The 22,782-nt window shown below is 32.9% G+C and carries 22 protein-coding genes; 14 read left to right on the top strand and 8 right to left on the bottom strand.

What is annotated here, in order from left to right; genetic code table 11:
* Positions 1-53: 53 nt before the first annotated feature.
* From AC3WRL_RS15220 to AC3WRL_RS15165, 12 genes are all read left to right on the top strand, one after another.
* Entirely contained in the window at positions 54-2,111 is a 2,058-nt protein-coding gene (locus AC3WRL_RS15220; protein ID WP_214827047.1) for a M13 family metallopeptidase, read from the top strand.
* A 247-nt stretch (positions 2,112-2,358) separates the two neighbouring features.
* Entirely contained in the window at positions 2,359-4,455 is a 2,097-nt protein-coding gene (locus AC3WRL_RS15215) for a M13 family metallopeptidase (protein ID WP_261512891.1), read from the top strand.
* Positions 4,456-4,608: 153 nt separating this feature from the next.
* On the top strand, positions 4,609-5,160 hold the full coding sequence (locus AC3WRL_RS15210; RefSeq protein ID WP_214827032.1) for a type VI secretion system contractile sheath small subunit: 552 nt from the start codon (positions 4,609-4,611) through the stop codon (positions 5,158-5,160).
* Between the two features lie 22 nt (positions 5,161-5,182).
* Entirely contained in the window at positions 5,183-6,544 is a 1,362-nt protein-coding gene (locus AC3WRL_RS15205) for a DUF5458 family protein (protein WP_214827029.1), read from the top strand.
* 75 nt (positions 6,545-6,619) lie between these two features.
* Positions 6,620-7,084, top strand: a complete 465-nt coding sequence (locus tag AC3WRL_RS15200; protein ID WP_261512890.1) for a hypothetical protein — start codon at positions 6,620-6,622, stop codon at positions 7,082-7,084.
* Between the two features lie 95 nt (positions 7,085-7,179).
* The gene (gene mutY, locus AC3WRL_RS15195; protein ID WP_261512889.1) at positions 7,180-8,214 is read left to right on the top strand and encodes an A/G-specific adenine glycosylase; all 1,035 of its coding nucleotides are present in this window, start codon (positions 7,180-7,182) and stop codon (positions 8,212-8,214) included.
* Positions 8,215-8,258: 44 nt separating this feature from the next.
* Positions 8,259-8,816 carry a gliding motility lipoprotein GldD gene (gene gldD / locus AC3WRL_RS15190; RefSeq protein ID WP_214827018.1) on the top strand — a complete coding sequence of 186 codons (558 nt, stop codon included), beginning with the start codon at positions 8,259-8,261 and terminating at the stop codon, positions 8,814-8,816.
* Positions 8,817-8,843: 27 nt separating this feature from the next.
* A complete protein-coding gene (locus AC3WRL_RS15185) occupies positions 8,844-9,767 on the top strand; it encodes a PfkB family carbohydrate kinase (protein ID WP_492330665.1) in 924 nt (307 codons plus the stop codon).
* 87 nt (positions 9,768-9,854) lie between these two features.
* Positions 9,855-11,222, top strand: coding sequence for a peptidylprolyl isomerase (locus tag AC3WRL_RS15180; protein ID WP_214827012.1), 1,368 nt, complete (start codon positions 9,855-9,857; stop codon positions 11,220-11,222).
* 114 nt (positions 11,223-11,336) lie between these two features.
* A complete protein-coding gene (locus tag AC3WRL_RS15175) occupies positions 11,337-11,834 on the top strand; it encodes a hypothetical protein (RefSeq protein WP_261512886.1) in 498 nt (165 codons plus the stop codon).
* Between the two features lie 67 nt (positions 11,835-11,901).
* Complete coding sequence (locus tag AC3WRL_RS15170; protein WP_251040511.1) at positions 11,902-12,891, top strand: NAD(P)H-dependent flavin oxidoreductase; 990 nt, start codon at positions 11,902-11,904, stop codon at positions 12,889-12,891.
* Between the two features lie 16 nt (positions 12,892-12,907).
* Positions 12,908-13,675 (top strand): alpha/beta fold hydrolase, encoded by a 768-nt coding sequence (locus AC3WRL_RS15165; RefSeq protein ID WP_492330664.1) that lies wholly within the window; start codon positions 12,908-12,910, stop codon positions 13,673-13,675.
* Between the two features lie 196 nt (positions 13,676-13,871).
* Here AC3WRL_RS15165 and AC3WRL_RS15160 read toward each other — a convergent pair whose 3' ends face one another.
* The 3 genes from AC3WRL_RS15160 to AC3WRL_RS15150 all read right to left on the bottom strand — a co-directional run bounded on the left by AC3WRL_RS15160 (position 13,872) and on the right by AC3WRL_RS15150 (position 15,930).
* On the bottom strand, positions 13,872-14,309 hold the full coding sequence (locus tag AC3WRL_RS15160; RefSeq protein WP_492330663.1) for an HD domain-containing protein: 438 nt from the start codon (positions 14,307-14,309) through the stop codon (positions 13,872-13,874).
* Positions 14,310-14,336: 27 nt separating this feature from the next.
* Positions 14,337-14,636: a rhodanese-like domain-containing protein gene (locus tag AC3WRL_RS15155; RefSeq protein WP_214827003.1), complete on the bottom strand. Its 300-nt coding sequence runs from the start codon at positions 14,634-14,636 to the stop codon at positions 14,337-14,339.
* An 82-nt stretch (positions 14,637-14,718) separates the two neighbouring features.
* Complete coding sequence (locus AC3WRL_RS15150) at positions 14,719-15,930, bottom strand: porin family protein (RefSeq protein ID WP_492330662.1); 1,212 nt, start codon at positions 15,928-15,930, stop codon at positions 14,719-14,721.
* Between the two features lie 98 nt (positions 15,931-16,028).
* Here AC3WRL_RS15150 and queG point away from each other — a divergent pair, with 98 nt between their 5' ends.
* The gene (gene queG / locus AC3WRL_RS15145; protein WP_214826997.1) at positions 16,029-16,973 is read left to right on the top strand and encodes a tRNA epoxyqueuosine(34) reductase QueG; all 945 of its coding nucleotides are present in this window, start codon (positions 16,029-16,031) and stop codon (positions 16,971-16,973) included.
* A 370-nt stretch (positions 16,974-17,343) separates the two neighbouring features.
* The gene (locus AC3WRL_RS15140; RefSeq protein WP_261512879.1) at positions 17,344-18,021 is read left to right on the top strand and encodes a TIGR02117 family protein; all 678 of its coding nucleotides are present in this window, start codon (positions 17,344-17,346) and stop codon (positions 18,019-18,021) included.
* 81 nt (positions 18,022-18,102) lie between these two features.
* On the opposite strand, the gene AC3WRL_RS15135 is transcribed toward AC3WRL_RS15140, so the two are convergent.
* The 5 genes from AC3WRL_RS15135 to AC3WRL_RS15115 all read right to left on the bottom strand — a co-directional run bounded on the left by AC3WRL_RS15135 (position 18,103) and on the right by AC3WRL_RS15115 (position 22,707).
* The gene (locus AC3WRL_RS15135) at positions 18,103-19,077 is read right to left on the bottom strand and encodes a chorismate-binding protein (RefSeq protein WP_492330661.1); all 975 of its coding nucleotides are present in this window, start codon (positions 19,075-19,077) and stop codon (positions 18,103-18,105) included.
* A gap of 23 nt (positions 19,078-19,100) precedes the next feature.
* The gene (locus AC3WRL_RS15130) at positions 19,101-19,988 is read right to left on the bottom strand and encodes an outer membrane beta-barrel protein (protein WP_492330660.1); all 888 of its coding nucleotides are present in this window, start codon (positions 19,986-19,988) and stop codon (positions 19,101-19,103) included.
* 19 nt (positions 19,989-20,007) lie between these two features.
* Complete coding sequence (locus tag AC3WRL_RS15125) at positions 20,008-21,108, bottom strand: RNA polymerase sigma factor (protein ID WP_492330659.1); 1,101 nt, start codon at positions 21,106-21,108, stop codon at positions 20,008-20,010.
* A 5-nt stretch (positions 21,109-21,113) separates the two neighbouring features.
* Positions 21,114-22,172, bottom strand: a complete 1,059-nt coding sequence (locus AC3WRL_RS15120) for a hypothetical protein (RefSeq protein WP_492330658.1) — start codon at positions 22,170-22,172, stop codon at positions 21,114-21,116.
* A gap of 106 nt (positions 22,173-22,278) precedes the next feature.
* Positions 22,279-22,707, bottom strand: a complete 429-nt coding sequence (locus tag AC3WRL_RS15115; protein WP_214826985.1) for a PaaI family thioesterase — start codon at positions 22,705-22,707, stop codon at positions 22,279-22,281.
* Positions 22,708-22,782 lie beyond the last annotated feature (75 nt).

The following is a 22,782-nucleotide window of genomic DNA, read 5'->3' as shown; positions in this document are numbered from 1 at the left end:
TAAACGTAACGAATGTTAAAATAAACATACATATTATATAAATTGTTATCATAATGAAAAAACTAACGCTTTCTTTGTTTTTATTAGCGGGAATTTGCTCACAAAATACAGTGAGTGCTCAGGCTAAAACAACTAAAACAGTAATGAGTACAACAGATAAAGGTTTAGACCTTAGCTTGATGGACAAATCTGTACGTCCACAGGATGATTTTTATAACTACGTGAGTGGAACGTGGATGAAAACAGCCAAAATTCCTTCTGATAAACCAACTTGGGGAAGTTTTAATAAATTGGCAGATGATACTGACAATAATTCAATGACGATTTTGAACTCTCTTCTGAAAGATAAATTTGCTGACGGAAGTGAGGGGAAAAAGATTCAGGATCTGTATGCTACCTATATGAACATGCAGAAGAGAAATGCTGACGGGATTAAACCTATTCAAGGCAATCTGACTAAAATCGATGCGATCAAGAACCTTACAGATTTACAGAATTATTTGACTGCTGTAACTAAAGAAGGAGAAAATACTTTCTACGGATGGGGTGTAGACGCTGATCTTAAGGACTCGAAGATGAATGCTATTTATCTTGGAGATGCATCTTTAGGTTTAGGAAGAGATTATTATCAGAAAGTTAATGATAAAAATACAGAAGCACTTGCTGAATATCAGAAATATGTAGCTTCTATGCTAAAAGAATTAGGCTACAAAAATGCTGATGAAGCTGCAAAAGGAATTGTTGAATATGAAAAAAGCATTGCTAAAACTTATTTGACAAACGAGCAGATCCGTGATTCAAACCTTCAGTATAACCCTAAGACTATGGCAGAACTTTCTGCTTTGGTAAAAAATGTAGACCTTCCTGCTTACCTGAAAAAAGTAGGTGTAAATTCAGATAAGGTGATCATCGGAGAAATAGGATATTATAAAAACTTCGACCAATTAGTGAATGCTCAGAATCTTTCTGTTATTAAAGATTACCTTAAATTCCATTTGATTAATGGAAGCGCTTCTTATTTGAGCGAAAACCTGGGAAATATGAGATTTGCTTTCTATGGTAAATACCTTAGAGGTCAGCAGGAACAAAGAGCACTTAACAAAAGAGGATATGAGTTGATCAATGGTTCTTTAGGAGAAGCTTTCGGTAAATTATATGTTGAAAAATATTTCCCTGCTGAAGCGAAAGCTCAGATGGTTGAATTAATCGATTATTTAAAGAAAAGCTTTGTTGTTCATATCAATAACCTTTCTTGGATGTCTTCTACAACGAAAGAAAAAGCATTGAACAAGCTTAATAAATTTACGGTAAAAGTTGCTTATCCAGACAAATGGAAAGATTATTCTAAATTAATGATCACTCCAGAATCTAAAGGAGGTACTTTATATCAGAATCTTCAGAATGTTTCAGAATGGCAGTATAACAAAGATTTAGCTAAAATCGGAAAACCTGTTGATAAAACAGAATGGGGAATGACTCCACAAACTGTAAATGCTTATTATAACCCGGTAAATAACGAGATCGTATTCCCAGCTGCTATTCTTCAGCCACCATTCTTTAATCCTAAAGCGGATGCTGCTGTAAATTTCGGTGGAATTGGAGCTGTTATCGGTCACGAAATGAGCCACGGATTTGATGATTCAGGAGCTCAGTTTGATGCAGATGGTAACTTGGTAGACTGGTGGACTCCGGAAGATAAAACGAATTTCGAGAAAGCAACAAAAGCTCTTGCTGCTCAATATGATAAGTATGAGCCTGTAAAAGGAACTTTCGTAAACGGAACTTTCACAAACGGGGAAAATATTGCTGATTTAGGAGGGGTAAATATCGCTTACGATGCATTACAGATGTATTTAAAAGATAAAGGAAATCCTGGAGTGATCAGTGGATTTACACAAGACCAGAGATTCTTCTTAAGCTGGGCTACAGTTTGGAGAACATTGTCTAGTGAAAAATATATGACCAATCAGGTGAAAACAGATCCACATTCTCCTGGATACTTCAGAAGTTTCGGTCCGTTAACGAACGTTGATGCATTCTATAAAGCATTTGATGTAAAACAAGGAGATAAATTATATAAAGCTCCTCAGGACAGAATCAAAATCTGGTAATATACATAATATATAGGCCGCTCAGAAATGAGCGGTTTTTTTGTAGGTAGCAGGTAAATGGATAAGAGTTGTTGGGTTTGATTGAAATTATTATAAATAAATTATTTCTCTAACTACCAAATCCTTCTGCATCAGATACCTCAAATTCCACAACCCATAACTTGTAACATCTTCTCAAATTACCTATTTCCACATTACGAAAATTCGTATATTTGGTAAGTTTGTGTAAAATAAAAAACGATTTTTAATGAAAAAGCTAAATATTGGTATACTTGCCTTTTCGGGTATGGTATTTTTAAACTCATGTGGTACAGCTAAGACCGCAGAAAAAACAACTAAGACAGAGACTGCGGTTGCCACTACACAACCAGTAAAAGAAGAAATGAAAGAAGAGGGAATTAATTTATCATACATGGATAAAAGTGTTCGTCCACAAGATGATTTTTTCAACTATGTAAATGGAAATTGGGTAAAAACAACTCAGATTCCTTCTGATAAAGCAAGCTGGGGATCTTTCAATGCTTTGAGAGAGAATGTAGATGATGCTTCTTTGGATATTTTAAATAAAATATTATCTGAAAAATATTCTGATGGATCTGAAGGACAAAAAATTCAGAATCTATATGCGTCTTTCATGGATACCAGTAAAAGAAATACAGATGGTATTGCTCCTATAAAAGGAGATCTTGCTAAAATTGATGCAATCAAAAACCTTAACGATTTACAGAAGTATCTTTTAGATGCTACTAAACTGGGTGATAATTCTTTTTATGGCTGGAGAGTAGGTGCAGATATGAAGAACTCTAAAATGAATGCGGTATATCTTGGTGGGCCGGATCTTGGTTTGGGAAGAGATTACTATCAGAAAGTAAATGAAGCCAATACAAAAACGTTAGGTGAGTATACAAACTACGTAGGTAAACTATTCGGAGTATTAGGATATAAAAATTCGACTCAATCTGCTGAAAATGTAGTTGCTTTTGAGAAACAATTAGCCAACTATCTTTTAACTCTGGAGCAGAATAGAGATGCTAATTTAAGATATAATCCAAAAAATGTATCTGAGTTATCAGGATTAGTTAAAAATATTAACCTTGCTAAGTATTTAACCGATGCAGGTGTAAATACAGATAAAGTAATTGTTGGTGAATTGAAGTATTACCAGAATATGGATCAATTCCTGACTCAAAAGAACCTTCCTCTATTAAAAGATTATCTGAAATATCATGTAATAAATGGTAATGCAAGTAATCTTGATGAGAGCCTTGAGCAGATCCGTTTTGATTTCTACTCAAAATATCTTCAGGGACAAAAGGAACAACGCCCAATGAATAAAAGAGGGTTGGGTCTTGTAAATGGTGTTCTTGGTGAAGCTTTTGGGAAATTATATGTTGAAAAGTATTTTACTCCTGAAGCAAAACAGCAGATGGAAACCTATATCGACTATATTTTAAAGTCGTTTAAAACCCATATTAATGATATGGACTGGATGTCTCCGGAAACGAAAGTAAAAGCTCAGGAGAAATTATCTAAATTCACAGTAAAAATTGCTTATCCTGACAAATGGAAAGATTATACTGAACTAAAAGTAGGTTCTCCGAATCAGGGCTCAACGTTATATTCAAACTTACAAAATGTAGCTGCTTGGCAATATCAGAGAAGTTTGGAAAAAGTTGGAAAGCCAGTTGATAAAACAGAGTGGGGAATGACACCACAAACTGTGAATGCTTACTACAGTGGTTCAAATAATGAGATCGTTTTCCCAGCGGCAATCCTTCAGCCACCTTTCTATAATCCTAAAGCGGATGCAGCAGTAAACTTCGGTGGGATTGGTGCAGTAATCGGTCACGAAATTTCTCATGGTTTTGATGATAGTGGTTCCCGTTTCGATGGTGATGGAAACCTTAATAATTGGTGGACAGATACAGATCGTAAGAACTTTGATGCTAAAGTAGCCCAGTTAGCAGCACAATATAACGGCTACGAACCGGTGAAAGGAAGCTTTGTAAACGGGAAATTTACAAGTGGTGAAAATATTGGTGATCTGGGAGGCGTAGCTGTAGCGTATGATGCATTACAGATGTATCTTAAAGACCACGGAAATCCAGGATCTATCAGCGGATTTAATCAGGATCAAAGATTCTTTATGAGTTGGGCAACGGTTTGGAGAACAAAGTCTACAGACCAATATATGGTGAATCAGGTAAAAACAGATCCACATTCTCCTGGATATTTCAGAGCATTTGGACCATTAGTAAATCAGGATGCTTTTATCAAAGCATTTGATATAAAGCCTGGAGATAAGCTGTATAAAGCTCCTCAGGACAGAATAAAAATTTGGTAACATTGCCAAAAATTGTTAGAAATAAAAAACACATCATCTTTGATGTGTTTTTTTATTTATTTTTCATAGTTTAGTGAAGTGAAAATGACATATTTATGTCTGATAAAATAGGTATAATTAAATAATTCAAGAAAAATCTTAACAAAATTTTGTATGTTAGAGTTTTTTTTTAAATTTAAGCATTGGATTGGGGACTTATTCGACTCGTCGGATAAAAACAATTCTAACCAAAATCAAAAATCTCAAAATAATAATAATATGGCAATGTTTAATTATGGTGTTGGCGGAAACGAGATAAAAGTAGACGCTAATGAAGCTATTCAAGAAATACAGGAAAATAAGTCATTAATTGTAAGCCAGCTTACTACTGATGAATCTTATAACCCTGAAATCGTAACAGGATTAAAGACTGTGGAAGACGTCTTCAAGCATTTTCAACCTTCTATAAGTGTACAACATGAAACAGAAGATGGTAGTGTGGTAGACGAAGAATTCCGTTTTCAAAATCTTGGGGACTTCACTCCTAAGAGTCTTACACAGAAATCAAATTATTTGCAGCAACTTAGCATGGAGCAGGAACAATATAACAAAATTGTACGTCAGCTAAAAACAAATAAAATTCTGCGTAACATGCTGGAAAACGAACAGACAAGATCTGCTTTTGTGGAAGTATTAAAAGAAGTGGCACAAGAACTTGAAAAATAATCTAAAGACTTTACATTAAATCATGGATAGTAAATTACAGGCATCAGAAAGTCAGCAACAAGGTCAACAGCAACATTCGGGACAACCGAAAGGTAATCCTCTTGCCGAGCTCAACAAAATTGGTGGGTTTGGTTTTGTAGAATCTGTTGTAGATGGCATCGCCAACATGAATCCGACTAGAAAAGCAAGGAAAGAAATATTCCTTACTGATAATAATAAAGGAGACGAAAGAAAAGAATTACTTCAAAAGATCAACCTTTGGGTAAGTCTTTTGGAGGGTAATGAATCTGCAGATAAAATGGCAGAGACCTGCAAAAATAAAGCGCAGCAGGCAGAACAAAATTTAAAAACAAACTTAAAAAATACTTTAGATACTGTTCGCCAGTTGGAAACTTCATACAGAACAGTAGCTCAATTCTATAAAAATACAGAACTTGATAAAGTTGATAATGTAAGTATTGTAAATGCAAGCTTAGATCAGCTTTCAGATTTAGATAATCCACTTTTTATCGATGCTATTGCTGAGGAGTTCAAAAGCTATTATGATCGTTTAGATCTAAGAGATAATTATTCTCTTTTAGCAATTCCTGGATATTTAGGATCTAATAAAGTGATTGAAAAATGGGCGAAGATCTGTAACGAGAATAAAGTAATGATGGTTACGGATTTTGCTAATCTCGATAAACCGGATGATGTGGTGGATTTATTCCATTCTGCAAACCTTACAGGAGGAGAGCTTCATAGAAGTAATGTAATCATGACTTGTAACTGGCTTGTAGGTCGTGGAAGAGCAGAAGAAGTGGGTGAAGAAGAAAACGTGGAATTACCACCATCTACTTCATTGGCAGGAAAAATTCATAAGACACTAATGTCTCAGGTAGCAGCGGGTAAAAAACATGGTAATATCAACGAGGTTGATGCCGTAAAATTCGAATTGAAGAAAAGTGAAATTTCTCAGTTGGAAAAAATGGGGCTAGTACCGATGGTTAATGAATATGGAAAAATCATGGCTTTCTCTGCTAAAACATTATTTACAGGAGATAATATTGGACTTCAGACTTATTCAGTGGTTCGTGTATTTGATTATGTAACTAAAGTTTTATTGGATTTCTTAAACAGAAGAGCATTTGAAAACTGGACTGCAAAAAATGAAGATGATTTAAGAAGACAGATCGTAACCTTCCTAGATGGAATCAAAGGAGCTGATAAGCTTATTGAAAAGTTCAAAATTGTTCGTTTTGAGCAAGATAAAGTAAATAAAGACAGAGTATGGCTGGATATCCGTTTAACGCCTTATTTCCCAACAAAAAGTTTCGTTATTAAATTGGACGGACACAAAGGAGATGATGGTAACGAATGGGAGTCACAATATACTCAGGACTAATATATCCTATTTTAATAATAAAAACCGATGCAATTTTACATCGGTTTTTTTCTACCAATTCACATAAAAATTAATATGCTTAAATTCAGATTTATTTACTGCATACCAATCCTTCTTATATTTTTTGTTATAAGTTGCGAAAAGAAATTTCAAAGCCCTACTCATTATAAACGAGATCTTTTTGCAGATGAAAGGCAGGAAGGTAAAGCTTATATCATGAATGTTGACGAGTGTTTTGATGCTAGTGATATGGTTCTTGCTACTTCTGATATAAAGCTTGTAGATAGCTCTTCGGGTCGCGGAAAATCAATATTTATTTACAGACTCAAATCAGGTGTAATAGAAAAGACAACAAGAGATTCTGTGATCAACTATCCATTTCAGTTCCTTTCCAACCAAAGGCTAAAACTGAAAAAAGACTCGGTGTACATTTTTCTTAAAAAGCTTAATGGATATCGCTTTATAGCAGATGATAAGAAGCTAAAATATCAATGGCTTAAATCCGCTCCGATATACTCTGTAGGTACAGAAAGTAAATAGTTCTATCTTTGCAGATACTTTGATCTGGTTTTAGAATAATAGATCTAAAACTAATAATTGATCAGAGCAATTGAACTACTTAACAGACTTATTTTTTGGAAAAGAATTTTAGAGATTCAGGTTTTCTTCACTTAGGAAGTAAATTACTGAATTGGTATAAAGAAAATGCCAGAGATTTACCTTTTAGAAAAACAAAAGATCCTTATAAAATATGGATTTGCGAAATTGTTTTTCAGCAAACAAGAATCAGTCAGGGACTCAATCATTACAATAACTTTATCAAAAGATTTCCCGATGTAGAAACTTTAGCTGAAGCTGAAGAGGATGAGGTTTTGCTCCATTGGAAGGGTTTGGGATATTATTCCAGAGCAATTAACATTCATAAAGCTTCAAAACAGATCATAGCTGATCATAATGGTTTTTTTCCATCTCGCTATGAGGATATTCTACTGTTGAAAGGAGTAGGGAAATACACAGCGGCGGCAGTTTCCAGTATTTGTTTTGGTGGTAAAATACCGGCTGTAGATGGAAATTTTTATAGGGTATTGAGTAGGGTTTTTGCAGATGATTTTGATATTTCCAATTCGCGGGCATTTACTTATTTTTCTGAATTGGCAACATTGATCATGCCGGAAAATGTAGGCGATTTTAATCAGGCGATGATGGATCTTGGTTCAGAAATTTGCAAGCCTAAGAATCCACTTTGTGATGAATGTCCTTTGGAAGATGACTGTTTAGCATATTCTTTAAATAAAGTTTCTGATTTCCCTGTTAAAACAAAAAAAACAAAAACAGAGGATCTTCATTTAAAATATTATTTTGTTCACATTAAAGGGCAATTTGTAGTTCAGCAGCGAAAAGATGACTTTATCTGGAAAAAACTTTTTGAATTTCCAACTTCCATTACAGGAGAGCTGGAACCATTTATAAAAGGTCTTAAAACGCTCCATCATAAACTCACTCATAAGAATCTGACCATTGATATTTATGATGTTGACGTAAGTTCGAAAGTGGTTTGGAACAATTTCATTGAACAAAATGAATACATCATTACAGACTTTAAAGGATCACAAAAGAAATCTTTTCCCAAACCTTTGGAAAACTATATTCAAAACTCATTGAAAGACTGAAATTTGTCTTCTTAAATCTGAAATCTAATTTGTACTTTTGCAAAATGATTAAAAAAGTCATTTTTATATTTGCTTCATTGCTTTTAATTTCATGTGGAAAAGATCCAATTCCAAAACCTTACGGAGAATTACGTTTGGAGTATCCCACACCAAAATATCAAAAATTTGAATCTAACTGTGCTTACAGCTTTGAGTATTCAGATTTTGCGACAATGACAGATGCTAAAAAGCCTTGCTGGTATTATTTGAATTATCCTAAAATGAAGGCTAAGATCTTCGTTACCTATTATCCGATTCAAAATGATTTTGCAGATCATATTAAAGAAGCTGAAAAAATGGTATATGAACATACCATTAAAGCAAGTGCTATTGATACGAAGTCTTTCGAATATCCTGAAAAAAAGGTATATGGAAACTTTTACGAATTAAAAGGACAGAGTGCTTCTAACCTTCAATTTTACATTACGGACAGTACAAAACATTTTGTGACTGCCTATCTATACTTTAATACAAGACCGAAACCGGATTCATTAGCTCCTGCTGTGGATTATATCAAAAAAGATATGAAACACCTGCTAGATACTTTTGAATGGAAAAAATAAATCAGTTTAAAATACATTGAAAAATATATGAAACTTTTAGTTGTTGGGAGTGTTGCATTTGATGCAATTGAAACACCATTTGGTAAGACAGATAAAATTTTAGGCGGAGCCGCCACTTATATTGCAATCACTTCATCTATATTAGGAGTGAAATCAGGAATTGTTTCTGTTGTAGGAGGAGATTTCCCACAAGAACACCTAGACATGTTTACAGACAGAAATGTAAATATTGAAGGACTTGAAATTGTAAAAGAAGGAAAAACTTTTTTCTGGTCAGGTAAATATCATAATGATTTAAATACTAGAGATACTTTAGCTACGGAGGTGAATGTTTTGGAAAATTTTGATCCTAAAATTCCAGACTCTATGCAGGATTCTGAGATTTTATTATTAGGAAATCTACATCCTGGAGTTCAGTTATCAGTTCTTGAAAAAATGAACAAACGTCCTAAACTTGTTGTTCTTGATACAATGAATTTCTGGATGGATACAGCTTTAGATATTTTAATGAATATGATCGCTAAAACTGATGTGATCACTATTAATGACGAAGAAGCAAGACAGTTGTCAGGAGAGTATTCTCTTGTAAAAGCAGCAAAAAAGATCCTTACAATGGGGCCTAAATATGTTATCATTAAAAAAGGTGAGCATGGAGCATTACTTTTCCACGATAATAAGGTTTTTGCTGTTCCGGCACTTCCATTAGAAGATGTCTTTGATCCAACAGGAGCTGGAGATACTTTTGCAGGTGGTTTTGCAGCTTATTTAGCTAAAAAAGGGAAGATCGATTTCGAAACAATGAAATCTGCTTTGATCGTTGGTTCTGCTATGGCATCCTTTACTGTTGAAAAATTTGGAACGGAAAGAATTGAGGAAGTAAGCGAGTCTGATATGTTCAGCAGACTGAGACAATTCAAAGAATTAACAACATTTGATGTTGAACTACAATAAATAGGTGTTTTTAAGAAATATTTATAATAAAAAATTTAGTGTAATTCATTAAGAATTCTAAATTTGCAACTTGTTTAAAATACTAAAATGATAAATAAACTAAAGATCACTTTTCTTTTTGGAGTTTTTGTGATGCTATTTGCTACCAACATGAAAGCTCAGATAAAACAAGGAGACCTAGTGGATGGTATTGCTGCTGTAATTGGAGATGAAATTGTATTGGAGTCTGATGTAAATGAACAGATGAATTATGCAAAACAGCAGGGAGCTTCCAATACGGATAAGTGTGAGTTTTTGGAGAATCTGATCAACAACAAACTTCTTGTATACGAAGCTAAGAAAGATACATTAATTGAAAACAGATCTGCAGCTATAAAAAGCCAGGCAAATGCTAAGTACTCTCAATTACTTTCTCAGTTCCCAGACGAAAAAGCAATGTTGGCAGCTTATAAGTTCAGAAATGGGTATGAAATGAAAAATGCTATTGAAAAAATAGATACTGATACATATTATGGACAGGCAAAATACCAAAGAGTTACTGATAAAGCAGATGTTACTCCTAATGAAGTAACCGATTTTTATAACCTTTATAAAGCTCAGTTGCCTGAGATCAAGGATGAAGTTTCTTTAGCCCAGGTCATGATGTACCCTAAGCTTACGGAAGCGCACAAAGACGAACTGATCAATAAATTAAAAAAGATCAAACAGGATATTGCAGGTGGAGAATCATTTGAAAGCCAGGCTAGAATTTATTCTGAAGATCCAGGTTCCGCATCTACAGGTGGCTTGATGAAAAATATCTCTAAAGGTCAGATGGTAAAGCCATTTGAAGCTGCCGCACTTAATTTACAGGAAGGAGAAATTTCAGATCCTATAGAATCAGAATTTGGTTACCATATTATTCAACTGGTGAAAAAATCTGGAAAGATCTATGATGCAAGACATATTCTTTTAATGGCTACACCTACAGATGATGAGATTAAAACAGCAAAAAAGAAATTAGATAGTATCAAAACTTTAATTGTTGAAGGAAAGATCACATTTAAAGATGCTGCTTTTAAATATTCTGACGATAAGAAAACTAAGTTCAATGGTGGGGTAATTGCCGGAGCTGATGGTTCTAATAAAATTGAAAGAGAAAGTATTCCAGGAACAATTAGCTACGAATTGGCAGGTCTTAACAAAGATGATCTAACAAATGCTTTTGATGATGAAGATGAAAGAAAAAGAAAAGTGGTTAAGATTGTAAAGATCGAAGAGGTAATTCCTGCTCACCAGATCACTTTAGAGACTGACTATGACAGAATAAAGCAGATGGCTCTTAATAAGAAAAGAAATGAAATGGTTGAAAAATTTGTGAATTCAAAATTACCAACGACTTTCATATCAATAGATAGCCGTTACGATTCTTGTAAGTTCAAAGGAAACTGGAAGAAAGAGGCATTAAAGAAATAAATTAAAAGCCTTCAGTTAGTCTGAAGGTTTTTTTTGTAAACAATAGGCTAAAAGTAATTACTTTTAGCCTATTGTTTTTAATACCATAAATATTTTATTTTAAAACAAATAGAAATGGATTATAATTTTTACCAAAATAAATTTCAATCGGCAATTTCAACAATTTTAAAAAAAGAATTGGATGATTTGAAATTGAAAGTGTCTATAGGTAGTGTTATGGAATCTTTAGCATTGAAAGTGTATAAATCTGAGTGGTCTAGCAATCCACAATCACCATTAATTGCCAATGGAAGAATTTTTTTTTCTGTCTGGGTTAATGATAAAGCGATTCAGGAAAACAAAATATACTATAATATTCACGCTTTGAAGTTAAGGGAATTAAAAGGATATAAAATTTTGAGCCGAAATTTTGCAGAACGATTTAGAGAGCAGTTTATCAATAACAGCGATAATTGGCCTAATGTGAGTGTACAATATGGTCCGTTAACATTAATGGAAGGATGGATTGAGTTGAAACCTGACAGTATTGAAAAGGATACTTCTCAACTGGTTCAAAAATTTTTAGATATCAGTTTTATAATTGATGAAACCCTGGATCATTACAAAATTTGATAAGAATCAGAGTGAATATTCTTAAAAACGGAATGCCTGAAATCTTTGTTTTTAGTATTTTTACAGCATGAGCAATTTTATAGATTTTACGACAGCCAAAAAGCTTCGTGATATGGAATCGGAACAAAATAGGGTTACAAAACTTTTTAATATAAAATATCCAATTATCCAGGCTGGGATGATCTGGCATTCAGGATGGAGACTTGCCTCAGCAGTTTCCAATTGTGGCGGGTTAGGCTTGATCGGCGCAGGAAGTATGTATCCTGATATATTAAGAGAGAATATTCAAAAGTGTAAAGCGGCTACAGATAAGCCTTTTGGAGTTAATGTTCCTATGCTTTACCCAAATATTGAAGAAATTATCCAGATTATTTTAGAGGAAGGAGTGAAGATTGTTTTCACTTCTGCCGGAAATCCAAAAACTTACACGGAAACGTTGCAAAAGGAAGGAATAAAAGTAGCACATGTTGTTTCTTCTACAAAATTTGCTGTAAAATGTGAAGAAGCAGGGGTAGATGCTATTGTAGCTGAAGGCTTTGAAGCAGGAGGCCATAATGGGAGAGATGAAACAACAACTTTCTGTTTGATTCCCAATGTAAGACAGCACATTTCTAAACCTTTAATAGCTGCAGGTGGAATTGCTTTAGGTTCTCAAATGAAAGCAGCAATGATTCTGGGTGCAGATGGGGTACAAATTGGCTCCCGTTTTGCGGCTACTAACGAAGCTAGTGCTCATGAAAATTGGAAAAAGAAGATTACAGAACTTAAGGAAGGAGATACCCATCTTACTCTAAAAGAATTAGCACCCGTAAGAATGGTTAAAAATAAGTTCTTTAATGAATTGGAAAATATTTATCAGTTAGGACGAGATGCAGAAGCTTTAGCCGCATCTTTAGGAAGAGCCAGGGCAAAAAAGGGAATGTTCGAAGGTGATATGGAAGATGGAGAATTAGAAATAGGACAGGTTTCTGCTTTAATTAATGATATACTGCCAGCTGAAACAGTCTTTAAAAATTTACTGAAAGAGTTTGAAGAGGTGAAAATGCCTAAGTTTTAATGACGTTGTGAATTTTATGCCAACTAATTTAATAGAAGTAAAAGAAAAAAAACTCTATATAGAATATAATCATTCACTTGAAGAGAGGCCTACCTTGATTTTTCTCCATGACTCTCTTGGATGTACTCAATTATGGCGGGATTTTCCTATGAAACTTTCAGAAGGTTCCCAATGTAATGTTCTGGTTTATGACCGGCTTGGTTATGGTAAGTCTGATCCAATGCTGACAGATGAAAGACCGAATAACTATATGGAAATCGAAGCGGATTTACTAAAAGATCTTTTAACAGAACTGAATATCACAGATGCCATTTTGTTTGGACATAGTGATGGCGGAACAATCGCTTTGATAACCGCTAGCAAATACCCTAAAAACGTAAAGGCAGTTATTTGTGAAGCTGGGCATATATTTGTTGAAGAAGTTACTCTAAAAGGTGTATATGATGCCTGGGAAGCTTATAAGACCACCAACCTTCCTGAACGTTTACAAAAATACCACGGAGATAAAGTTGAAAGGCTTTTTAAAGTATGGACGGAAACCTGGACCAGAGAAAGTTATAGAAATTGGAATATTGAATACTTATTAAAAGATATTACTTGTCCCTTACTATTTATTCAGGGAGATGCAGATGAGTATGGAACTTTAGATCAGGTGGAGAAAACAATAGAACAGGTAAGTGGGATTTCAGATAAATACATCATTCCAAATGTCGGACACACACCTCATAAGGAGGTGCCGGATTTGGTGTTAAAAAAAGCAACAGAGTTTATTCAAAACCTTTGAAATTTTAGCCGGAACTTATAAGTTATCAAGCTCGTGTTCAATATTTATCCGCGCCTGTTTTTCATATCGATCCTTAAAATAATCGGTTTTAAAAATGTTTTCTAATTCCAGGAAATGTTTCAGTACTTTTTTCCTGCCAGGTTTATACAAAAGATCAGGATAAATAGAATATTCTTTTCTGATTTTTTTAGTATAATCAAGATAGGTTTCGATGTCTTTTTCCCAAAATTGATAAATCAGCATCTAAAAGATAATTAGTGTCACTGTCATTAGATCGTTGATGAGCCTTGGTTGCTAAAATCTGCTCAGAAATCTGTTCGATAGACTTTTGATCAACATTGAACCTTTGAAGTCTGAATGTAGCTAGCTCTGCACTTTTTTCCTCATTAGCTTTAGAAGAGGCATCGTAAATGACATCATGATAAAACACTGAAAAGCTAATATTAGAGAAATGTGAAATATTAATTTTTACCATTTCAAGCTCTGAAAACATAGTATTCAGATGTTCCAGATTATGATAATGTCTTCCTTTTTGCGAATATTGAGTTTCAATTTCCTTCCATAGGATATCAAGTGTATTTTGATCCTGAGTGTAGGAGAATAGGTTTTGTTTAAATCTTTCTTGCAAATTCATATCATTAAACCATATAAAAAAAGGAACTTAAAAAGTTCCTTGATTTGCTTCGATTGTTGCTTTCAGGTCTGCCCAGCCTCCGCCGTTATAACCGTCTTTTAAGCCTTGAGAATTAAGATATTCCAATGCCTTTCCACTTCTGTTTCCACTTCTGCAGAATATAACAACTGGTTTTTCAATAGATAGAATTTCTTCTTTTCTATCTTCTACTTCACCCAGTGGAATATTTTGAGCACCTTCTATATTACCGTCCATTTCCAGTTCCATTGGTTCACGAACGTCTATTAATTGATAATTTCCTGATTTTAATACTTCTGTTAAAGGCATAGCTGTTGGGTTTTAATCATTAAAATAATAACGAAAATACGTATTTTTTTTCTTAAAAAACTTTCTTGTTGAAACTTAATTCTTAGAAAAGTGTATATCCAAAAATTAATGACATATTATTATAATTGGAGTCCCACATAACATAATTTCTTAGGAGGTTTCTTGTGGTATGTACCCTAAGCTCAACACTGAATTTGTCATTATATTTATATCCAGCACCGAATGCAATATTGTTGGCAGATTTTATTTTCATTTCAGTATTTCCTTCTTTGAAAGAAGAATTAAGACCAATACCGATGATGAATGCAGCATTAATAAATATCTTGGACTTATCATTCAGGAACATATAATGTCTTGCCCCAATAGGTACATCTAATGCTTTATAGTCTATATTTTGGGTGATTTTTCTTTCAAAATAAGTTCCAACATTAACTACTGTTTCAGAATCTGTTTTGTAATATTGATAAGTAGGCTCTATAAAAACTGACCATTTATTTTTGTTATAAGGTAAAATAAACTCGAGCTCAGCTCCAATCCTAAAGGAAAATTTCCTGTCAAAATCTGTTTTTCCAGCTGGATCATAAGAATTAAATGTAGTCTGAAGTTTTGAGCTGCTAATTCCTGGTCGGATATTTAAATTAATAAAGTCTCTTTTTTCTTTATTTTGAGTATAATTAACAGAACCGCCATTTGAACAATTATTATATTTTACGAAAATTCTTGTCAAAGCATTCGTTTTATAATCTGCTCTTTCAATTTCTTTATTTTCGATATCACATGTAAGATTTTCTGCGATCTGCTTTTTATATTCATTATTATAGCGGATCAAACTTTCATTAACGTAATATGGCTTATAAATAAGCTGCTTTATATCAGATTGATCAATATTGTAGAAAAATCTTTTGGTGTCATTATTTTGATAATAATATAAATTTGCCTTTCCTTCAACAACATATTTTAGAAACAGTGTTTCTTCTTTGAAATCTGGTGTTTTATTCTTTGAAATATAGGCAATAATATCAGAAGAGTGATCTATCATTACTGTCTTCCGTACATATTTTTCAGAATTATCAATAGCAAATTCAGCAATATTTTTTACACTTTCTTTTATTGGCGCAGAAGAATCATTAAGTTTATATTCAAAATCGGTGGGATTGTTTTTCCAATCTACATCTTTGATCAATACTTCGGTTCTTTCGCCTGAATTATTAATGATATATCCTTTTTCAAATTTGATTTGTGCATAGTTCATGCTCAAAGTAAAAAGTCCAATTAACAGACCTATTTTCTTCATGGTTTAGATTTTTCGGGTTTAGGTTTTTATACGTATTTAGTAAAAAAGTATAAAGGCGGCAAATTTATAAAATAATCTTAGTTTTGCAATAAGAAATCATGAATTCAACTGCCGAAAAATATTCTGAACTGATAAAGTCCAAAGCTCAACGTTTTGGATTTCAGAATTGTGGTATTTCCAAAGCAGATTTTCTTGAGGAAGATGCTCGGAATCTAGAACTGTGGCTTAAGAATAACTTCCATGGAGAAATGAAATATATGGAAAATCATTTTGATAAAAGACTGGATCCGAGGTTATTGGTAGAAGGTTCTAGATCTGTGATTTCATTATCTTACAATTATTTTCCTGAAGAAAAGATTTCGACCCTCGAAAACTATAAGATTTCAAAATATGCCTATGCCGAAGATTATCATGAAGTAATCAAAGAGATCCTTCGAGAAATGGTAATGGAGCTGCAAGAAGAGATCGGCGAGTTTGGATTCAGGGTCTTTGTAGATTCTGCACCCATACTTGAGAGAAGCTGGGCAAGAAAATCAGGAATTGGTTGGGTGGGTAAAAATGCTAACCTTATTACAAAGCAAAACGGTTCTTTTTATTTTTTAGCAGAAATTATCTGCGACCTGGAACTTATTGCCGACCATGAAACAACTAATCATTGTGGAACATGCAGAAAGTGTATAGATGCATGTCCAACAGATGCTATTGTTTCAGATAAGCTTATTGATGGAAGTAAATGTATTTCTTATGCAACAATAGAATTGAAAACTGAGATTCCTGACTATTTTAAAGATAAGATGCAGGATTGGATGTTTGGTTGTGATATTTGCCAGGATGTCTGCCCATGGAATAGGTTTTCAGCACCAAACCTTCAAAGCAGGTTCAGACCTAATGAAATGCTTAAAAATTTCAAAAAAGGTGAATGGAAGGAACTTACACAAGAATTATTCTCTGATATTTTTAGAAAATCTCCTGTTAAAAGAACAAAATTTGCGGGCTTAAAAAGAAATATTGAATTCTTAGAATCATCTTCAGACAAACTTTAAGTCAGATATTTGGTGATAAATCCTCTTTTGAAAATTTTACATTCCAAATTTAAAGAGGGTTGTTGATCATGCCTTGTCCTTTAAGGGATAAGGAGATGAAGATTTTTAGTGATAAGAATTCGTTAAAAAGCCTTTCCTAAAAAAGAAAAATTGACTTTCAAAAAGATAAAATCTCTTAGAAAATCAACGTTTTTTTTGTATTCTTTTTGGAGCTATTTTTACTCTTACTTTAAATCTTTTTTGGGATTTAGTGTTTTTACGCATATTTGTAACTATTTCATACCTAAATATACTTATTTTTCCGATTAAAACAAATAGTTTTGTGATAAATTAAAAATTAAGTTTTATTAATCTTTACAAAAACATACTTGTGAAAAAAATATTGATCATATTCTTAAAAGCTTTGGGGATCATTCTTGGGATTGTTGCTTTATATGTCGTACTGGGCCTTCTAATTCCTTTTATTGAAGTTTCAGCAAAAGATGATGGTGAGACAAAAGAGGTTCCAATTTATATTTATACCAATGGAGTACATACGGATATTGTAATGCCTGTAAAAAATGATTTGCAGGACTGGAGTGTAAAAGTCCCTTTTTCCAATATTGCTTCAAAAAGAACCGACTATCAATATATAGGAATCGGTTGGGGTGATAAAGGCTTTTATCTGGATACTCCAACCTGGTCCGATTTAAAATTTTCAACAGCTTTTAAAGCGGCTTTCTGGTTAAGTGAATCTGCAATGCACTGTACCTACTATAATACAATGAAGGAAGGCGATGATTGTAAGATGATCATGATCAGCAGATCACAATACAAAAAATTGGTACAATTTGTAGAAGATAAATTTGACAAGGATAAAAATGGAAATTTCATTCTGATTCCTACCAATGCTGTGTATAGTGATAATGATGCGTTTTATGATGCCAATGGAAGTTATAATTTCTTATACACATGCAATACATGGACAAACAATGCATTAAAAGCAGCCGGACAAAAAGCAGCTTTGTGGACACCTACAGATTTTGGTATATTTCGGCATTATAAATAATTAGACACCTTTTTTCAAATGTAAATTAATTAATAATTTTAATTTACACTAATAGATTTAAAAAGATATACTCTGGCAAAGTCAAGAGATAACAAGATTCTTAAATACAGCTTCGGATTTTAACTCTGTTTCTCCCCATTCCTTTTTAGGGTTACTTTGTGCTGTAATTCCGCCACCAACAAATAAATGCACTGCGTCTTTATAGAGTTTTGCACATCGCAGATTCACAAAATACTGAACAGTTTCTTCTGTCTCAATTTTGATATATCCAGCATAGAATTCACGTGGGAATTTTTCAATCCATTGAATTTTTTCCTTACAGAAATCCTTAGGTATTCCGCAAACAGCGGGAGTAGGGTGCAGCTCTGTAATAATTTTGTCAATATCTTCAGGTTTTATATTTGCTTTAAAGTCCGTTCTTAGATGTTTGATATTTCCTGAAATATGATCATACGTTGGAGATTTCTCAATATGACCTGAGGTAGCGTATTTTTCAAAAACATTTTCAATATAAGTAGATACTGGTTTTTGCTCTTCAATTTCTTTCTGTGACCAATCTTCAGAGACCGGTAGGGTGCCTGCCAGGCTCATCGTTTCAAATGTGTGAGTAACCTTATCGAATTTTCCTAAAACCTCTGAAAAGGCACCCATCCAGCAGTTTTCATCATTAATAAAAATGTACCTGAAAGCATTAGGATAAGAATTACATAGACGTTTGAAACTCTCCTTTAAATCAATTGTATTGAAATTTCTGATTATTTTTCTTCGTGATAAAACGAGCTTAGGAAGATTATTTTCTTTGATGATTTCAATTACACCATTGAGTTTACGGATATATTCATCCTCCGTTTCAGCGATAAAATGATTATTCTCTTTGGGCAAAGATTGACTTGTTATCTCTTTTTTTTCGAAATCTCCAGATTGTATTTCTATAATATTTCCTTTGAAATATAATTGTTCAGAATTATCAAATGAATGAAAAGTAACTGATATTTTAGAAGAATCTTCTCCGGTGGTATACAGTTTTTCGTTAAAGGGAAGTTTAAAGTAAATCATTAGGCCAATGCTTTTAGAAAAAATTACTTAGAAATAATATAAGATAAGCCTAAGTTGATCTTTCTTTCTGCAAAGGTATTATTACTGTCAAAAATGTCAAAATCAAATGAAGAGTTTTTTAATGATATATTCTTCATTTTGTATCGTTGATAATCTATAGATAGCAAAAATCTCCGCATAAAACGATATTCTATCCCCAGGGTGAAACCATAATTATTTTGAGTGTTTTTAAAATCATCCAATTTGTCCAGAACATTGTTTTCAGGAACTAAAAATTGCATTTTATAGATATTCCTATTGGCTAAAAACCCCACAAATGGTCGGATATTGTTCCATTCGTAAAATATTTTTAATTGAAGTGCATATTCAAAATGTTTATTATTAAATCTTTGGAAAAGCAGGGGTTGTTGATCATTGGAAAAATAGAATCCATTTAAGTAGGTGTCTTCTTTATTAGCATCCAGATCAAATGTTGAATTCCAATAATAAACACTTGCCGAAAGCATCAGTGATAATCTTGGAGTAATAATATTTTTTGATACCCAGACTCCGATACTCTCCCCAAACTGTTGTTTTTTATTTGAAAGCTCCTTTGCCCAATTGCTGTTTTTTAGCCCAACTCCAGCAGTAATACCATATTGGAAGTTTGTTGGTAATGAATCTTGTTTTCGTGAATTGGTTTCATTTTCTACAATATTTTCTCGAATGATATCTTTAATTTCCGTTTTATTTATATTTAATTGAGGAACAGAGATGCTGTTCAATTTTGCTTTTATAGGTTTTTCTAAATAAATGGTATCATATACAATTACTTTTTCATAAACATAAACCGTATCATTTTTCTTTTTTTGAGCTTTTGAAAAGTGAAACAATATAATTGGAAATAAGAGAAGCAGTCTTCTGAGAAACATAGTTTTGGATTATTAGTTTTTATCTTTCTATAAATATTGTATCCCTTTGGATAATTTTCTTTACCACAATAATTTTTTTTGGAGCATTCTGAATGGAATCTTTCAAAATGACTTTCTTTGATTTTTCTTTGCTGTCTATACTTTTTTCTTCAGATGTAGATTGAGATTCTACAATTGGAATTTGAGAATTGTCCCCATTTAAAGCTTTTTCCGAAGGTTGATCAACTGAAATTGAACTTTTTTTAAGATTTTGAGAAGTTATTTCTACTGTTTTATGTTCGTTGTCTGGGGTTTTATCAGATGTAATTATTGAGGTTTCTTTTGAATGAAGATTTTTATTTGATTTTATTATAAAGATAGAGACTACAATAATTAATAAAGTCATAGAACTTATGATCACTTTCTTTTTCCATACCAGCGATGAGATTATCGGAGGGGAAGTTACCTTAATAGAAATGTTTTCAGAAATATCAAATACTTTAGAAGGCGCAATACTATAATCCAAAAATTTACTTCTGAAAGTTTGTGCCCATAATAAACCGCCAAATCCAAAGAGGACAAGCAATTGCGTAATTTTCTTTTTATTTTTTGGTGTATGATGATCCACATTGCCAAGCAAATAGTTTTGAATAGACTTTTTTGCTCTTAATAAATGAGATTTTGAGGTATTAACAGTTATTCCTAACATACCTGAAATTTCCATGTGTGAGTGATTTTCAATAAAAAATAAATTGAAAACAGATTTGTGATGCTCTGGTAAATTATCTATTGAAGACAGAAGTTGATCTCTTGTGAAGTCATATTTAAAAAATATTTTTTCGTCTAAAGAAGGGTGATTCATCTCTGAAAGTATATCTGGGATTTCTGAAAGCTCCGTTGTAATGAAACTTTCTTTACTGCTCTTTCTTATATATTGCAGGGCATTATTCACTACAATTGTTTTTAACCATGCAAAGAGTAATTTTTCATCTCTGAGCTGGTTCTTATTTTGTATGGCTGTTATAAAACTATCTTGCACAATATCTTCAGCGGCATAAATATCCTGTATATATCTACGGCAAATCCCCAAGAGTTTTGGGGAGTAGTTGATGTATATAGTTTGCCAATCGTATGTCTGCATTAATATTAATCGATAAAAATTGATAAAATTCCACCAACATTAGGATCTGAAACACCTATTATAGGTTGGCTTTGAACTTCAGTGTCATTGATGAAAACTTTTGCAAAAGGTGATGGATTTGAACCATCTTTATACCTTATTGTATAGATTTGATTATTTTTAATGTTAAACCTAGCAATCTTATTATATCCATTTGGATCATTTAATTGAATTAAAGTACTGTTTTTGTAATAAAAATTGTCCCCAATATAATATTTGTCATTATTGTCCCATACAACGAGTGTAATTTCTCCTGGAGGATTTGAAGGAAGTGATAAGATAGCATTGGTTTGTATATTTTTGAAATACTTTTCACCTGTCAAAATGTTTCTTATGTAAGCATATATTCCAGTACTATCCTTGTAAAAATCCAAAATATGTGAGTCATTTGTTAGAGGAAAATAAGTGGAGTTTTTGTAGAATCCGGTTTCCCATGTAATTGGATTGTACTGCTGGTTCTTCCTTATACTTAAGTAAATGTCATTATTAATTAATGCGTAAGTTCCGGAAATTAAACCTTCATTACTATCTGAAATCATTGTTTTTATACCGTTTTTCCATGAATAAAAAGTGTTCGGCCCTTGATTGGGTAAAGGATTAGGGTTTCTAAGAGAACCACAGAAGTAAATGTTTCCATTCTCAACAACCATCTTTGAAGAAATATCAAAATAATTATTTGGATCCGGATCTGGTACATCTTGTAAATATTCATCCAAATTATATCTCGTTCCGTTTTTCCATAAGTACAAATGTTTTGATGGAGGGATATTTGCAAATTCAGAAGTCATTCCTCCGTACACATATACATTGTTATTTTCAACGATAATCTGCATAGCATATAGTCCCGTTCCATTAGGAAGAATTATCTTTTGACCGTTTTTCCAATAACAAGCTTGGTTATTTTCAACTCCTGCTACATATAAATCAACAGATGTTGTATTCTTTTCTAAAAGCTCATCATTATCTTGTTTGCAGGAAACTATGGATATTAATAAAAATAAGAAAGGTAAAATGAAAGTTTTCATGGATGCTTAATTTTCTTATAAGATGATAAAAAATAAAAAGGTTGCAGCAAGTATATAAAAAAAGACTCAAAAAATTTGAGTCTTATATTTATTATTAATCATCGAGTTACTTGTTAATGATATTATTGGTCATTGTTGTATGGTTGATCAGCTGGCCTTTTTCATCACGGATTTCGATTTCAGAAACATGCATCGTTCTTCCTTTTCTTATAAATCGTGCAGTTCCCGTTATGATTCCATCTTTTTTGCTTCTCAGGTGGTTGGAGTTAATATTAGTTCCTACACCATAATATTTTTCACCATCTATGAATATATTAGATAGGCTAGAGCCTAAAGTTTCGGCTAAAACACAGCTTGCACCACCATGTAATATGCCGAATGGCTGATGAACCCTTGGTAAAACCGGCATTGTAGCAGTAAGTGTTTCGTTGGTCTGATCGATATCAATGAATCTTATTTCAAGTGCTTTGGCCATTGTTTCTTCACCCCAGTTGTTAAGGAAGTTTAATAGCTCATCTTTGGTCATGTCTTTCATATAGTATCAGTATGGTTTTATTAAAAAGTAATGTAATAAATAATGAGGAGTTACTCATCATTATCTATTAATTCA

It is taken from the genome of Chryseobacterium sp. FW101-FHT12H09 (assembly GCF_058790395.1).
The sequence above is the reverse complement of the archived record's forward strand: the minus strand, read 5'-3'. Positions and strand labels throughout refer to the sequence as shown.